Here is a 15,615-nt window from a genome sequence, read left to right on the forward strand (position 1 = left end):
ATTAGTGAGTGTTACTACATTCCCAGGGGTTTGGCTCAGATGATACTCAGTATGATTCAAGACTTTGCTTTCGTAGCAGAGTGCTTGGGTCGTTAACTCGTCTGACTTAAAAGTCTCTAACTTCAATCGTGGAAAAGAATCTAAATCCTGTTTAAGGCGTAGTGAAAGTAAATAATGAACACTAGAAACTTAGATGACCAGGTAGAAAGTACCGACAATGGATCGATCAAAGTTACAAGTAAATTCCACGATGCAGCCACAACAACTTCTGCAGCTTCACCAAAAGAATTCAATGCAGAACAGCTAGGACGTGTCTACTTTATTCGGCACGGTGAAAGTACCAGTAACGAACGCAACATTTTTGCAGGAGTCCTGGATGTTGACCTCACATCATTTGGCCGATTGCAGGCGCGCCGTGCAGGTGTTGACCTGAAGAAAAAAGGTACAAAGTTTGACGCAGTATATGTCTCCCACATGAGACGCGCTAGGCAAACCTGTGAAATCGCCCTTGCTGAAAGTCAAGCACTAAAGTCGCCAAATACCCCCGTTGAGATAGATCATCGAATTAGCGAGAAATCCTTTGGCATTTTTGCGGGTCGCAACCTAAATCTGCTGCGTCTAGCCCTGGGCTACGAAGGGTTCGAGGAAATGTTGCACTCGCACAACGAAGCACCCCCGGCTGGCGAAAAGATTGCCCAAGTTTACTCTCGCGCTGCCCGTTTCTACGAAGACAAAATAGTACCGCACTTGGAACGCGGAGAAACAGTTCTAGTAGTGTGCCACCAATATGTATTGGAGCCTCTAGCACTTTATTTAAGCGGTCTACCGCCAACAGCTTATAAACACCTGAAACTCCCCAATGGCAAAGCTCTCAGCGGTGTGGATCTCGTCAAGTTTCGCGACAAGGAATCTGGTGGTGCCGCTTCTGTGCGGAAAGAGATTAACGATCTTTCAATTATGTGGGCGATTTTGATCTATGCCGTCGCCTTCTTAGTGGGAAGCTTAGCAAGGGCAATCAGCACCTCAGAAGCAGGGATTCCGTCAGTCCTATTTCGAGCAATAATAGTTGCGTGTCTAGCCGCCTCAACGTTTTATACCTACCTAGACATTGACTTTGCAGCGAGTAAACGCAAAGTAACCTCTACTGTGAAGTATCTAGTTTACGGGTGGATGGCAGTGCGATGGGCAGTTGGGCTATTTTTAATATTTTCTGGACTCTTGTATCAGACTGAAGCGGATCTGTACAAAGTTTTGTGGGTGCTGTTTTGGATGGTTCCCCCAGCCCTTACTTCCCCAGTTTTATCCGTGCTTTGGGGCGGTAATCTTTATCCCTCGGCTTTATTGTCAAGAACGCTATCAATCGTTGCTCCACTGGCGCTTCTGGCTACATTGAAGGTTGCCAATTTACCCATTAACGTTGACAGCCTGATCTTTTTCGGCGTCATTCTAATTTTAGGTCTGGCAATACCGGGTGCGATCGCCCAGTTTTGGCGCGACAAATCCCCGGTGGAATCAAACCACCACAGTAAAAACTGGAAATTCATCGGAGTGCTTGCTGTCGCATTCATGGCCTTGGCAACAGGGTTTCAGTTTACTCCATCCACCTTCATTTCGGATCTATTTTCTTCAACCGATCCGAACCGCTCCCTCGCCTGTCTGCAACAGCTAGCATTGGCAACTTTAGTGTTTGTCTTAATGCGCGTTTTGGCTGTATTAACCTCAGCATTTACGAAGGGCAAGCTTAGCAAGGCAGAAGCTCGTGATGCTTATATCCTGCTTGTGAATCCAAACTTTTTCCTTTGGGCGGCTCTTTTCATCGGAGTTAGTGCAACAGCAAATCCCGAAGCCGTAAAATATGCAATTTTTTGGGCAGCGCTGGGGTTCTTCTGCATACCACTCATCGAACAGATATTGTTCATGAATTCATTTGGCAATGACATACTGAGAGAAACACTGCGTTCTTCGAGAGTGGTAACAGAAGATATCAAAAAGCTTTTCCTGCAATTGGATACGGATGGAAGTAAGTCGCTCGATCGAACTGAGATTATGGAGTTGTTAGGCCTAATCGAAGACATGACAACAGGCGAACGCAGCTCTGAAGAAGTCAGAAAATACGTCACTGATTATCTTTTCAACATTCTTGACAGCGATAAAAATGGCAGTGTGGATTTAGCGGAATTAGAAGAGTACATATCAACGTATGGGTTGGTTGCTAACCTTAATGTTGCTCAAATCTAAACTTTGGCTCAATAAGCCATAACATCTTTGCTTAGGCTAGGGGTAGTCAAGGCATAAAACCTAGGAAATTTCACAACCGAAAACCAACTCTACCCTTTTATTTACATTTACCGAGGAAAGGGTCTCTGGCAAAAATCGCTCTCAAGTCGTTGCCAGAAGTCTGTCAGCGCATCGAAGCAGTGGGCAAGACATTCCAAGTTAAAAAGCGTGATGGAAACCTCATTGCTACTGGTTGGAATAATGGGCATTTGGCAGTTACACCCAATGAATCAAAGGAAGTTGGCGATCCTCGTGTGTTGTTGCCCGATCGGTCTCCCGATCGCGATGCCTTGGGTATTCCTTGGGAACTCATTCATGCCCATGATGTCACAGCCGACTGCCATGAAGGCGTGATTGACACCACAATTCAATATGAGGCAAGAGTATCAAGTTCGATGTTTCACTTGGATGAAGTCAATGAAGAAGCTATACTGTTTGCCAACTGGGCTTACCGCAGTATTCATGACGCCATTATTCCTTATCGGTACGCGATCGCTGGAAGCGCTCTCTTATGGCTGATAAAACTGCCTGATTCCATAGAAATTCTCTGTTCGGCAGCAGCGGATGGTGCAATACTTACGGAATTTCGGCTATCTGTATTAACTACAAAGACTTTGAGAATAATAAAATTCGACGATGTAAGTCCTGTGGTTTTCAGTGAGATCAAAAAAATACTTGCGTGAGTACCTTAAAACTAGGAAGAGGAAAATATCCAATGAATTTAGACAAGTTTGTACTAGCACAAAATATGGCTTTTCTAATAGCCATTCCACCAGAAAGTAATTTAGCGAAATTGCTCTCCTTTTGCTTAGCGACAAAGGCTAGAAAAAAGATGACCGGAACAGAAATCTTAAAAATAACCTGTGACCTAATGGAAAACCCATCTAATTTGCCCTATTGGACTCAAGACGTGATGGGGCTAGATTTAGATTACACCAGTGAAGAGTGGAAAGCTTTAGGAGAAATGGGAATCAACGATGCAGATGAGTTTATGGCTACCCTGCGGCAAGAGTTGGAAAATTTAAGTTTGTAATATCTGGCCTTGGCGTCAGGAAATAAACTCTCAGGTTTCACACACTTAACCAACAGCACTCATCAGATCGGGATAGTGAAAAAACCCTGTCTAAAGACAAGGCATAGTCAACTTTCAAGAGAGAAACAATAATATGTCTTTAAATGTTGAAATTTTAGAGCAAAGTTTTGAAAAAATCAAACCTCGTGCTGATGAATTTGCTGCTAGCTTCTACGAAAACCTATTTAAACTTTATCCAGAAGTCAAACCGCTATTTGCCAATACCGAGATGGCAAAGCAACAGAAAAAGCTACTTAATTCTCTGGTTTTGGTAGTAGAAAATCTTCGTTCTCCAGAGGCTTTAGGGCCAGTTCTCAACACACTGGGAGGCAGACACGTCAGTTATGGAGCGATCGCCAATTCTTACCCGGCAGTTGGAGAAGCACTACTAATCACCTTTGAGGAGTATCTTCAGGAAGATTGGACTATTGAAGTCAAACAAGCATGGATCGATGCCTACGGAGCGATTACTGCTTTGATGTTAAAAGGCGCAGGTGTAGAAACTACACCTGAAGAAGTTCAATTAGAAACAGAGATTATTCCCGATAAACAGGTAAGTATAGCAGCTAATCACGAACTTGAACCCGTTCCAGAAACACCGCCAAAATTAGCCGTTGATGTACTCGAAAGCAGTTTCGATAAGATTAAACCTCGTGCTGATGAATTTGCCGCTAGCTTCTACGAAAACCTCTTCACAGCTCACCCTGAATTTAAACCCCTGTTTGCTAATATCGATTTAGAAAAGCAACAAAAAAAACTCATAAATGCTTTGGTATTGGTAGTAGAAAATCTCCGCTCTCCAGAAGCTTTAGGGCCTGTTCTCAATGCCTTGGGAGGCAGACACATCGGCTATGGGGTAATTCCCAAATATTATGGGCCAGTTGGAGACGCACTGCTGATGGCTTTTGAGCAGTCTCTCCAAGAAGATTGGACTCCCGAAGTCAAGCTGGCCTGGACAGATGCCTACAGAGCAATTACAGGTTTGATGTTAAAAGGCGCAGGTGCAGATTCTTCACCAAATGTTGTCGCAGATAAAAAAGATGTCACCCACCATCAGCCAAAAGAATCACAGACACAATTACTGAAGGAATCTAAGCCGATCGCGCCACCAACCGAGGAAGAGAAAAAGCCTTTAGTATCAATTCAGTGGGATGGTGGAATTATTCAAAAAACGCTCTCGAAAATAACTGATAGTTATCAGCAATTTCAGGGTCTATCATTCGTTCAGCAATTGGGTGAAGCTCTCAAAGGAATTTTAGAAAAATTCATTGATACTTTTTGGACACAACCGGCGTGGTTAGTGGCTAGTGTTTCAGCAGTTCTGTTCATCATAATTTATGTGGCGGCGGATGATAATTCTCTGATTGGAGAGGTTTTGCAGAGTGTTGATGCTCTTAGTATGGTCGTTGCTTTAATTTTATTCATTAAGGAAGCGCCCGATCGCCGGAAGCAATTTCATTACCAAGCTTGGAGTATAGTTGATGCAGCACACGGCGTAAAAGTTAGCTATGCAAGAGTTCTGGCACTCCAAGATTTGAATGAGGATGGTGTTTCTCTTAGAGGTTTGGATGCTATTGGTGCAGAGTTAATAGATATTAATCTCTCCCGGGCAAATCTCAGTGACACCAAATTGATTGAATCCGACCTCAGTAATGCTAATCTGAGCCACGCTAACCTCAATAATGCTAACCTCAATAATGCTAAATTGAGTGGCGCTACTCTCAGTCATGCCAACCTGAGTTTTGCTCGATTAAGTCAGGTTAATTTCAGTAGTGCCAACCTCAGTGGCGCTAATTTAATTTGTGCGGACTTGAGTAACGCAAATATGAGCGGCGTCAATTTGACGAATGCTAGTTTGAGTGGTGCTAACCTGAAGAGGGCCTACCTAAGTGGTGCAAATCTCAAAGGTGCTAAAGTTAGCATTTCTGACCTGAGTGGTGCTTTGCTCGAAGGCGCTGTTATGCCTGATGGATCAAAGTATAAGTCTCTGGAAGATGGGTCCACAAATAAATAAATTGATGCCAACTTTTTTATAACTTTGAGCTATGCTTTTCTACAAAAAGGGTGACGATTCCTTGAGGAGAAAAGCTTTAGCTTACTGAAATGTGCTCGCCACAATAGTGAGAAATTACCCTTGAATGCTAATTCTTAAACAAAGGAAAAAAATAGGGCAATGATAGAAATCAAGCAAATAATATTAGGAATTACCTATGCAATTACTTAAGCATTTAAGTATAAAAACAAAACTCATAGTCATGTTGCTGGTAGTCAGCCTTTGCGCTATGCTTGCGAGCACGTATATATGCTCTAGCAGCGGGAAATCTATTCTGACCGAAAAAGTCTTCAGCCACTTAACCAGCCTTCGGGCTGCCAAGACTTATCAAATCCAAGATTATTTTGAAAACCTTTACCACCATAGCCAAACCTTAAGCGAAGACCTGACAGTCGTCGGTGCCATGCAAGATTTCAAGACAGCCTACCGCCAACTTGAAGAATCAACAATACCAGCGGATTTTGACAAAAAAATTGATACCTACTACCGCACACAATTTCTAACTAAACTAACGCGAACTAACCAGGGTTCGCCGGTTCCCGCATCCTACACACCAAAAACAACTGCGGCCCGTTACTTGCAGTACCACTACATCGCTGCTAACCCCAACCCCGTTGGCAAAAAACTTCTCCTTGACAATCCAGGGGACGCCAGCGCTTACAGCCGCGCTCACGCCCGCTACCACCCAATTTTTCGCAATATAGTTGAAAAATACGGTTACTACGATATGTTTTTGATAGATCCCGAAGGAACTGTTATCTACACGGTTTTTAAAGAAGCAGATTTTACCACAAACTTCACCAACGGCCCCTACAACGAGACTAACTTAGCATCCGCAGTCGCCGCCGCCCGACAAGCAAATGGAACGAGCTATGTGAAATTAGTAGATTTTAAGCCCTACACCCCTTCCTACGGTGCGCCTGCGGCTTTTATCGCTGCCCCAATCTTTAACGACTCCCAATTCATTGGTATTTTGGCGTTCCAGCTTCCGGTTGACAAAATTAACAATGTGATGACTGGCAACAAAAACTGGAAACAAAATGGTCTGGGCGATTCAGGAGAAACTTATCTGGTGGGGTCGGATTATTTAATGCGCTCTGCGTCTCGTTTCCAGATTGAAGACCCAGAAGGTCATGCAAAAACTCTACGCTCGATCGGCACTGATGAAAAGACTGTCAAGAAAATCAAAGAATTTAATACTACAATCCTCCTACAAGAAGTGCAAACAAAAGGAGTGAAGGAAGCTTTGTTTGGGAAACAGGGCACGCAGGCGATCGACGATTATCGTAATATTCCTGTTTTGAGTTCTTATGCTCCAGTAGAAATTGATGGATTGAGGTGGGTTATCTTGGCGGAGATTGATGTTTCTGAAGCCTATGCCTCAATTCACTCGTTTGAAAAAAAAGTTGTGATTGGAGCTACTATAATCATCGCGCTAATCACGCTGGTTGCCATCTGGCTGACCTCAATTTTTGTCAAACCCATCAATACTTTAATCAAAAGCGCTCGTCAGGTGGGATCTGGAGAATTTGACGCGGTTGTCAAATCTGGTTCGCAAGATGAATTTGGAGACTTAGCTAAGTCATTTAACCAAACGATAGGCAGCCTTCGTGCCGAAACTCAACTAATCGAACAGAAAAATCGCGAAAATGAAGCATTAGTCTTAAATATATTTAGTCCGGCGATCGCCAAACGCCTCAAACAGGGCGAGCGAGAAATTGCCGAGCAGGTTTCTAATGTCTCGGTCTTGTTTTCCGACCTCCACCAATTCACCAAGCTCACTCAATCAATGTCCCCTCAAGAGGTTGTTGGCTTGCTTAATGAACTGGTAACAGCCTTCGATGAAATGACAGAAAAATACGGTTTAGAGAAGATTAAAACTATTGGTGACGGTTACATGGCTGTATGCGGGATTGGTGTGCCGCGTCTGGATCATGACAAACGCACAGTAGATTTTGCTTTGGAAATGCTGTCGTTTGTCCGCCGATTTAGTTATGAAAAAGACTTGCATCTAGACCTGCGGCTCGGCATCAATTCAGGAGATGTGGTTGCGGGCGTGATTGGTAAAAATAAATTGCTTTACGACGTTTGGGGCAATACTGTAAATATTGCCAATAGGTTGAAGTCGGCTTGTCCGCCCGGATCGATCTTAGTTTCTCAAGACATCTGCTCGCGCCTGCACGATCTCTACGATTTTGAGCTGGTTGGTGAAATTCAAGAACCTGGAAAAGAAAAGCTAGTGGCTTGGCAAATCAAAAATTCTAAGCTGACCGTAAGTGTTCGAGAGGAAGATGTTTATGAGTAATTTAAGCTTTTCAAACGACTGGCAAGCCTGGGCGGTAATTGTCGGATTAGGGTTTCCATTCCTGGTCGTTTTACTAGGAGAGGTTATTTATCATCTACAAAGGCGCGGTAGACCGCTGGCGGCGACGCTGCGGGTTGTAAAAAACCTCGTCCTGCCCGTCTTAATGCTGATGGTTTTAATTAGGAATGTCGTGAGGCTTGACGTTGACGGGAATTTTGCAAAGCTCGTCGCAACGCTGTTTTGGATATCTGTTATCTACGCCTCTCTCTCGCTGTTTAATGTGATTTTGTTTGAAGAAGCTGAGGCAAATACATGGCGGGGACGGATGCCCAAACTGCTGATCGACCTTTCTAGGTTGTTTTTGGTGCTTGTGGGAAGCGCGATCGTACTGGCGGTGGTGTGGGGTGCAGATTTGGCGGGTCTTGCTACGGGATTGGGCGTTAGCTCGATCGTGATCGGTTTGGCGCTTCAGGACACATTGGGCAGCATCATGTCTGGCATTGCGCTGCTTCTGGAACGCCCCTTCAGCGTGGGTGATTGGTTGCGAATTGGAGATATCGAAGGCCAGGTAGTTGATATCAATTGGCGCTCTGTTCGCCTCCTAACTCTCCAGCGACAGGTGATTATCGTTCCCCATCAATTCGTTGGAAAAGAAATAATTCATAATTACAGCCAACCAGAACGCATTTACAACCAACGCATCAATATTGGCTTTTCCTACGATAGCCCCCCTAACCTCGTGAAGCAGGTACTACTAAGTACAGCTTTGGCTACACAGGGAATATTAGCTGAACCCGAACCCGAGAGCAAAACTACATCCTATGATGAGACGGCAATTATCTATGAGGTGGAGTTTTTTATCGAAAACTTTGAGGATATGGAGCAGATACTCGATCGATTTATGACGCGAGTTTGGTACGCAGCGCAGCGAAACAACCTAACGCTATATCGCTACCGATACGAGTATGCTGTGGAAGCTGCTGATAAGGCAGATAGCGCTTCAAGTAAGTTAGCCCAAAGCCTGCACTCAATTCCCGGATTTATGCCTTTAGCTAGAGAAGGGAAAAATTTAGATGACTTAACTAAGGGAACTATTTTACAGAAGTTTGGTGCGGGTGAGAAAGTCATCCGGCAGGGCGAGCCTGGTAATGCTTTGTACATTATCATTGCGGGTCAGGCTAAGGTCACAGTCACGAACAAGTTGGGCATGGAGTTGGAGGTAATGACTATCTTGCGCGGTGAGTTTTTTGGCGAGATGGCGCTGTTTAGTGGGGAACCGAGTCCGGTATCAATCGTCGCCGTTGACGATTTGCAAGTTCTTGTCATCTACTCAGATGCTGTAAATACGATGATTGAACGTCAACCAAGCTTGGGGCGCGAGATAGGTCAAATTATCGAAGCGCGAAGCAAAGCGGTAAGTATGGCCGGGCAGGTAGATGTTTCTTCCCATGCTGAGGTTGATTCCCTCTGAGGATTTTGAACTAAATTGATATGGAGTAAAATTATTTGTTAATATAAATTAAACGCGCAATAAATTACATTCAAAACTCAAAAATATCGATCGCCAAATGCCAGTTTTTCTGACGCAGCCGATCGCAAATTTGCACTTTCTCAACCGCTAAATATTGCAGAAATTCTGTTTTCTCTATGCCGCTGCGCCACATTACCAGAGCATCTTCTCCGGTGTCTTCGTAGTACCGTTTCCGCCGTCCTGCCTCTTTAAACCCAAATTTTTGGTAAAGAGAAAATGCGGCTAAATTAGATTCCCGTACTTCTAAGGTTGCCCGTTCTAATTGTCTATAGTGAGCCTTTTTTAGTAAATCCCAAAGTAGAGCTTGTCCTAAACCCTGACCTTGAAAGCTAGGATGAATTGCCAAAATTGTAATATGAGCTTCTTCTAAAATTGCCCACAGGCACCCCAAGCCGATCAGGGTTGGGGTAAGTTTTGAGTTCGGAGTTGCTGGCGAGCATCTCTCAACACTGATCGGTTTTGAGTTGAGAATGGTGTTCGGCTCGATCGACTTCAGTTCGCTGTCGAATCTTTCTGATTTGCAGACATCTGTTTCCGATGCCCACAAACCCAGTAAATCGCTGTTAGGACTGCCTAACTCACGCCCATAACCTTCTAAAGTCCACAGTCCGCCAAAACAGAGGCGATCGAGTTCGACTGCACTGTTGAGGTCTTCGGCGGCGAGATGTTTAATTTGTAGAAAACGCACGGCTGTAAATTGTACACTGGAAAACACAGTAGCGATTAGCTGTTTGTTGCTAGTTTTGAGTCATGACTCACAAGTCTCCAGACATTAGTCTAGTGCCAACGACCAATGACTGCTGATTAATGACTGCCGACTGCTGACTGCTGATTAATGACTGCTGACTAATAACCTAGGATAGTTATTGCGCGATGGTATCAACTCAATCTTTCGGGGTCGAATCGGGACTTAAGTATCTGTCTGAGTCGAAGCCGGCCCTGCAAAATCGATCGCCCAATCAAGAACTTTTACCGCTGACAGCCAGTGTTAACAGTCGCGATCGGTTGGAAATCGGAGGCTGCGAGGTGACAGCTTTGGTGGAGCAATTTGGCTCGCCACTGTACATTTTAGATGAAGAAACGCTGCGGGCCACAAGCAGCCAGTACCGAGATGCTTTTAAAAGGTACTATCCGGGCGAATCTCAAGTGCTCTATGCTTCTAAAGCTTGGAGTTGTTTGGCGGTTTGCGCGATCGCCGCTTCGGAAGGTTTAGGGATAGATGTGGTATCTGCAGGAGAAATCCACACAGCACTACAAGCTGGTGTGAATCCCGACAAAATCTACTTTCACGGGAACAACAAATCCCGCGAGGAAATCCAGCTCGCTGTCGAAAGCGGCTGCGTTACCGTAGCCGACAATTGGCTTGATTTGGAGACTCTAGCAGAGTTGGGAAAATTGGGTGTCAGCAGCAAGACAGGCGGGCCGACACGAGTTATGGTGCGGTTTACTCCTGGAATTGAGTGTCACACCCACGAGTACATTCAAACGGGTCAAATCGACAGTAAATTTGGCTTCGATCCCAATTCCCTCGATCGAGTTTTTGAATTCATCAGCCAACAATCGTCGTTATTTTGCGTGGGAGTACACGCTCACATCGGCTCTCAGATTTTTGAACTGCAACCCCATGACGATTTAGCTGAAGTCATAATTCAGGCCTTGACAAAAGCACAGAGTTATGGTTTACCAGCGACAGAAATTAATATTGGTGGCGGGTTGGGCATTCGCTATACTGAAGCGGACGATCCTCCCAGCATAGAAGATTGGGCTCGTACAATTTGCTCCGCAGTGGTAGCAGCTTGCGAGCGGCAGCAATTGCCATTACCAAAATTGCTTTGCGAACCGGGTCGATCGCTCGTCGGTACAGCCTGTGTCACTGCTTATACTGTTGGCTCTCAAAAAGTCATTCCGGAAATGCGGACGTATCTAGCTGTGGATGGAGGTATGTCGGACAATCCGCGTCCCATTACCTACCAATCAGTTTATCGAGTTCTCGCAGCCAACCAAATGTCTGCTCCCTTAACGGAAACAGTGACAGTTGCTGGCAAACACTGCGAATCAGGCGATATTCTGATTAAAGATGCTAAGTTGCCAGAGTGTAAGCCTGGAGATGTCCTCGTGGTGACGGCTACGGGAGCATACAATTACAGCATGGCTTCTAACTATAACCGAGTACCCAGACCGGCAGCGGTTTTAGTGAGAAATGGGGAAGTTAACACGATTATACAGCGGGAAACTTACCAGGATTTGCTAAGGCTTGACCGCCTTCCTGAACGACTCGGAGCTCAAAAGTAAAAACTTAGAAGTTAAAAGTTAAAAGTTAAAAGAAAGATAATCCATGTTTACTTAGTGATGATTACCTTTTCACTTTTAACTTTTGCCTTGTTCAGTCACACGATTGGATTGACACTCCCCGGTCTAAAAACACGGGGATTTTCAGCGTATTCCTTATAACAACTGTTCATGGTTCACGGGTTCGAGTGCATCACGGTTCGCGGTTCACAGGCGGTAGCGTTCGATGAACCATGAACAATCAACAATTTGGCTTTGACTTGGCCCTGGTTCAGTCCTTATTGATTCAAGGGATCGATATTGGACTGGTTTTTGCCCTTGCGTATTTGGTGCTCGTCATTGTTGGCGAGCGCAGAACGCTGTGGATGGTACGGGGATTTATTATTTTGATGCTGGCGGCGGCGGTGAGCAACTGGGCTGGCTTGAGGCTGTTGCACGTTGCCCTCAACAGCTTGGTGACGGGTTCTGCTGTGGCAATGGCGGTAATATTGCAGTCGGAGTTTCGCCGATTTCTGGAACAATTGGGTCGGGGGGAATTTCGGCAACTGTTTGGACGCGATCGCCGACCCAATCCCGAACCGGACAGCGTAATAGATGAAATTGTGGACGCAGTAAAAGAACTTTCGCAAAACCGCACGGGCGCTTTACTAATTATAGAAACAGATTCTCCGATCGATGATCGAGATTTTTCTGTGCCGGGATTAAAGCTAAATGCTGAAGTTTCTAAAGAATTGTTGCAGACTATCTTTCAGCCGCAAACTTTGCTGCATGACGGAGCTGTTTTGATTCGAGGTTCGCGGATCGTGTCGGCGGGGGTAATTTTGCCTTTGTCCGATCGCACTGCGTCGCGGCAGTTGGGAACCCGCCACCGGGCGGCAATGGGGATTACGGAACGGGTGCAAGCTTGCCTGTGCGTGGTGGTGTCCGAGGAAACGGGTTCTATTTCTTTAGCCCAGATGGGACTTTTAAATCGACCTTTGACTAGCAACAAACTTAAGGAATTGCTGGAAGCAAAGCTGTTTCCGTCCGAGGGAGAAAGAGCTGTGGCTCCAATTCCGATCGGCAATCTCGGACGCCAGATAGGATTGAAGGGAGTGACGCTATTAAAACGGATACTGCGCCGTTAGTCGGGTAATCGGGAGAAACCATGAGTCAAGGAATTTGCTTGGAAAAGTTGCCGGAGGATCTGCAACAGGAACTACTGCCTAAGCACATAGCAGTGATTATGGACGGGAACGGGCGCTGGGCTCAGAAGAAGGGGTTGCCGCGGATTGCGGGGCACCGCCGAGGAGCTAGCACTCTGAAGGAACTGCTGCGCTGCTGCAAAGATTGGGGGATTCCAGCTTTAACGGCCTATGCTTTTTCGACGGAGAATTGGGGGCGGCCTGCCGGGGAAGTGGATTTTTTAATGAGTTTGTTTGAGGGTAAGCTGCGGCAAGAATTGCGGGAGATGGTGGACGAGGACGTGCAAATTCAATTTATGGGGAATTTGCAGGCTTTGCCGAAGTCTTTGCAGGCGCAAATCGAGCGTTCTGTGACGGCAACTCAGCACAATCAGGGGATTTTGTTTACTGTGGCGACGAATTACGGGGGGCGTCAGGAGATTGTACAAGCTTGTCGGGCGATCGCCACTCAGGTGAAAGAGGGCAAGTTGCAGCCGGAGGAGATTGATGAGGTTTTATTTAAACGCTATTTGTATACTGCTGATGTTTGTGACCCGGATTTACTAATCCGGACGAGTGGGGAAATGCGGTTGAGCAACTTTTTACTATGGCAAATGGCTTATTCGGAAATTTACATTACTGAGACGCTGTGGCCGGATTTTGATCGATCGGAGTTTCACCGCGCTTTGTCTGATTATCAGAAGCGCAGCCGCCGATTTGGCAAAGTGTAACGATTTTGGATTTTGGATTTTAGATTTTAGATTTTTTGGTTGATTTTTCAGTTTCCCAGTAGGTGTGGATTCTGAGGGAGCATCTCCATAAAAGTAAAAAATGTTTTTACCCCACCTGCGAGCGTCCTGCACAGCACAATAGAGCGACCCGGACGATCGCAATCCCATGTAAATGTTTGCAGGGTTGATGCTTTTTACCTGGATTTCCCATCTAAAATCTCATACCAATTTCACTCATCTCCTGCTCCACATAACGATTTTAGATGTGAGATGGGAGGACAAATCTAAAATCTAAAATCTAAAATCTAAAATCTAAAATCAAATTAGGGGCCGGAGAAAACGGCCGCTTCAATGTCCTGACGTGAGAGCGAGTATTTGAATGCTCGCTGAATATCTTGGCCGTCGGCTCCAGCATCGATGTAGCGGACGGTGAGTTGGTCGATATCGAGGGAGAGTTCTGCTTTCCATGTAAGTTGCTCGATCTGCCAGCAGTGGAGTTCTCGCCGATCTTGCTGGCAGCCTCGGCTTTTTAGCCACTGCTCGATTTCCGGGAGTGGATGGTTGTACAAAGGAGTGTCAGCGGAAGGAAGAGTCATGGGATTTTAGATTTTAGATTTTAGATTGAGGATTTCCGATTTGAGATTAGAGATTTGGGATTTGAGGCTTTAATTGCCACGAATTAAGCCGATCGCGATCGCCAGTACCAAACATCCGATTAAGCTAGCTCCCATGATAAACAGAGCGAACATTTCTCCGGGGGAAAGGGGTCGATCCGTGGGATCTAGGTAAGCGGAGTTGGAAGTTTTTTTGCCAGATCCCGAAACCGGAGTATTGAAGCCTGGGGGCGACTGAATCACGTTCAGACGAGAATAGCCTATTTTGAGGTCGTAGGCGAGGCGACGTTCTGGGTTGCTGAGGGTGGCGTAGGCGTTATTGAGCTGCTGAAATTTGGCGGTGGCGACGGAGGGTGGCAGCTCGGTGGTATCGGGATGGTAGAGTTTGCTCAGTTCCCGGTACGATCGCCGAATTTCGATCGGCGATGCAGAAGGATGCAGCCCTAACAAGCTGTAGTAACTAGAACCCAAGGGGGTTTTGCCGGGTATTTTCTGACTTTTGCTGTTTGCCGTTCCCTCGTTAGGAGTCACCTCAGCGCCTCTGGGCTTGTTGTTTATAATTTTTGATTATTTTAGAGCAGATTTGAGGGTAGCGCCACTGTCTGCGATGTCGAGGGGTTGAGGGTGGGCGATCGGCTCAAGGTACGATCGCCCACTTTCAACTATGAATTGGTCGAGCGCAAATTCTGCACATCCTCAACGCTAAGCCCCGTAACTTGGGCGATCGTGGCATTATCTAGCTGTGAAAGTAATTGTCGGGCGATCGCCAACTTCTCTTCTCGCTTTCCTTGTTCTATGCCTTGTTCTATGCCTTGTTCTATGCCTTCCTGAACAGCCTTAATAATCGCCCCCTGTTGGTCATAAATAAACTGTTCTCTTCTGTCCAAATCTTCCACTTCCTCCCGGCTTAACTTGGCTTGATTTGCAATATCAAAAGCTTGATGGATTTCTGGTATCCTATCCATTGTTTCTGGAACCGCTGTCAAACTTCTGGCATTTTTCATGAAATAAATCCATTTATCTGCTAAAGTTTCCAGTTGCTCCTCTCCTTTGGTAAACTTCGGCAACTCTACAAACACTAAATCCAGATCGTTCTCGGGATACGTAAAGTTTTTATTTACTTCTTTGTACACAAATCTCGAAATCCATTCTTCGCTGTTAGCAAACATTTCAAAATCCGTAATTGTCAAAGCAATCACTGGCTTCAGCAATCGATATCCTTGTGCTGCTTCCAATTGAAAAGCATAAGTTTTTGCTGCATTGTACAAAACTCGCTTGCCAAAAGACTGGACGTTGAGCACTTGCATTTCAATAATTACTAAAGTGCCGTCGCTCAGTTTGGCTTTCACATCCAGATAACTATCTTTTAAGCCTTCTAGTTTTGGGGGGAGATTTGGATTGATAATTTCTAAGTCTTGGATGGTGGAATTGCCTTCATAAATTAAGGCGTTGAGAAAGCTAATTAGAATCTCTTTGCTTTCTGAGGAACCGAAGATTTTTTTGAAGGCATAATCCGTTTTTGGGTTGATAAATATCATGGTTGTGAGATGGGTGCTTTTCGACTATTAGTTTGGTGAGGA

13 protein-coding genes are annotated in these 15,615 nt (G+C 45.4%); 9 read left to right on the top strand and 4 right to left on the bottom strand.

From position 1 onward, the window contains the following. Positions 1-174: 174 nt before the first annotated feature. The 6 genes from QUA10_RS04985 to QUA10_RS05010 all read left to right on the top strand — a co-directional run bounded on the left by QUA10_RS04985 (position 175) and on the right by QUA10_RS05010 (position 9,178). Complete coding sequence (locus QUA10_RS04985) at positions 175-2,238, top strand: histidine phosphatase family protein (protein WP_333082142.1); 2,064 nt, start codon at positions 175-177, stop codon at positions 2,236-2,238. A gap of 149 nt (positions 2,239-2,387) precedes the next feature. Next, positions 2,388-2,960, top strand: coding sequence for a hypothetical protein (locus QUA10_RS04990; protein ID WP_333082141.1), 573 nt, complete (start codon positions 2,388-2,390; stop codon positions 2,958-2,960). A 32-nt stretch (positions 2,961-2,992) separates the two neighbouring features. Continuing rightward, positions 2,993-3,310, top strand: coding sequence for a hypothetical protein (locus tag QUA10_RS04995; RefSeq protein ID WP_333082140.1), 318 nt, complete (start codon positions 2,993-2,995; stop codon positions 3,308-3,310). Positions 3,311-3,443: 133 nt separating this feature from the next. Further along, entirely contained in the window at positions 3,444-5,363 is a 1,920-nt protein-coding gene (locus tag QUA10_RS05000) for a pentapeptide repeat-containing protein (protein ID WP_333082139.1), read from the top strand. Positions 5,364-5,559: 196 nt separating this feature from the next. Beyond that, positions 5,560-7,707, top strand: coding sequence for an adenylate/guanylate cyclase domain-containing protein (locus tag QUA10_RS05005; protein WP_333082138.1), 2,148 nt, complete (start codon positions 5,560-5,562; stop codon positions 7,705-7,707). After that, positions 7,700-9,178: a mechanosensitive ion channel family protein gene (locus QUA10_RS05010; protein ID WP_333082137.1), complete on the top strand. Its 1,479-nt coding sequence runs from the start codon at positions 7,700-7,702 to the stop codon at positions 9,176-9,178. The genes QUA10_RS05005 and QUA10_RS05010 overlap by 8 nt, the downstream gene beginning before the upstream one ends. 70 nt (positions 9,179-9,248) lie before the next feature. Here QUA10_RS05010 and rimI read toward each other — a convergent pair whose 3' ends face one another. Then, on the bottom strand, positions 9,249-9,926 hold the full coding sequence (rimI, locus tag QUA10_RS05015; protein ID WP_333086184.1) for a ribosomal protein S18-alanine N-acetyltransferase: 678 nt from the start codon (positions 9,924-9,926) through the stop codon (positions 9,249-9,251). A 185-nt stretch (positions 9,927-10,111) separates the two neighbouring features. Between rimI and lysA the strand changes: the two genes are divergently transcribed. The 3 genes from lysA (at position 10,112) to QUA10_RS05030 (ending at position 13,421) form a co-directional block, all read left to right on the top strand. Next, complete coding sequence (lysA, locus tag QUA10_RS05020; RefSeq protein ID WP_333084989.1) at positions 10,112-11,530, top strand: diaminopimelate decarboxylase; 1,419 nt, start codon at positions 10,112-10,114, stop codon at positions 11,528-11,530. Between the two features lie 230 nt (positions 11,531-11,760). Continuing rightward, on the top strand, positions 11,761-12,654 hold the full coding sequence (gene cdaA, locus QUA10_RS05025; RefSeq protein WP_333084990.1) for a diadenylate cyclase CdaA: 894 nt from the start codon (positions 11,761-11,763) through the stop codon (positions 12,652-12,654). Positions 12,655-12,674: 20 nt separating this feature from the next. Beyond that, positions 12,675-13,421, top strand: coding sequence for an isoprenyl transferase (locus QUA10_RS05030; RefSeq protein WP_333039718.1), 747 nt, complete (start codon positions 12,675-12,677; stop codon positions 13,419-13,421). 323 nt (positions 13,422-13,744) lie between these two features. Here QUA10_RS05030 and QUA10_RS05035 read toward each other — a convergent pair whose 3' ends face one another. The 3 genes from QUA10_RS05035 to QUA10_RS05045 form a co-directional block, all read right to left on the bottom strand. Then, entirely contained in the window at positions 13,745-14,017 is a 273-nt protein-coding gene (locus tag QUA10_RS05035) for a DUF3143 domain-containing protein (protein WP_333039717.1), read from the bottom strand. Positions 14,018-14,086: 69 nt separating this feature from the next. After that, positions 14,087-14,566 (bottom strand): J domain-containing protein, encoded by a 480-nt coding sequence (locus QUA10_RS05040; RefSeq protein WP_333084991.1) that lies wholly within the window; start codon positions 14,564-14,566, stop codon positions 14,087-14,089. Positions 14,567-14,697: 131 nt separating this feature from the next. Then, positions 14,698-15,573: an Rpn family recombination-promoting nuclease/putative transposase gene (locus QUA10_RS05045; protein ID WP_333084992.1), complete on the bottom strand. Its 876-nt coding sequence runs from the start codon at positions 15,571-15,573 to the stop codon at positions 14,698-14,700. Positions 15,574-15,615 lie beyond the last annotated feature (42 nt).

Source organism: Microcoleus sp. Pol8_D6 (genome assembly GCF_036700965.1).
Taxonomy (GTDB): Bacteria; Cyanobacteriota; Cyanobacteriia; order Cyanobacteriales; family Microcoleaceae; genus Microcoleus.

What these genes read in the sequence shown, in the direction of transcription:
- QUA10_RS04985 (WP_333082142.1), top strand. Translation starts at nt 175, where the DNA reads ATGAACACTAGAAACTTAGATGACCAGGTAGAAAGTACCGACAATGGA.
- QUA10_RS04995 (WP_333082140.1), top strand. Translation starts at nt 2,993, where the DNA reads ATGAATTTAGACAAGTTTGTACTAGCACAAAATATGGCTTTTCTAATA.
- QUA10_RS05000 (WP_333082139.1), top strand. Translation starts at nt 3,444, where the DNA reads ATGTCTTTAAATGTTGAAATTTTAGAGCAAAGTTTTGAAAAAATCAAA.
- QUA10_RS05005 (WP_333082138.1), top strand. Translation starts at nt 5,560, where the DNA reads ATGCAATTACTTAAGCATTTAAGTATAAAAACAAAACTCATAGTCATG.
- QUA10_RS05010 (WP_333082137.1), top strand. Translation starts at nt 7,700, where the DNA reads ATGAGTAATTTAAGCTTTTCAAACGACTGGCAAGCCTGGGCGGTAATT.
- lysA (WP_333084989.1), top strand. Translation starts at nt 10,112, where the DNA reads ATGGTATCAACTCAATCTTTCGGGGTCGAATCGGGACTTAAGTATCTG.
- cdaA (WP_333084990.1), top strand. Translation starts at nt 11,761, where the DNA reads ATGAACAATCAACAATTTGGCTTTGACTTGGCCCTGGTTCAGTCCTTA.
- QUA10_RS05030 (WP_333039718.1), top strand. Translation starts at nt 12,675, where the DNA reads ATGAGTCAAGGAATTTGCTTGGAAAAGTTGCCGGAGGATCTGCAACAG.
- QUA10_RS05035 (WP_333039717.1), bottom strand. Translation starts at nt 14,017, where the DNA reads ATGACTCTTCCTTCCGCTGACACTCCTTTGTACAACCATCCACTCCCG.
- QUA10_RS05045 (WP_333084992.1), bottom strand. Translation starts at nt 15,573, where the DNA reads ATGATATTTATCAACCCAAAAACGGATTATGCCTTCAAAAAAATCTTC.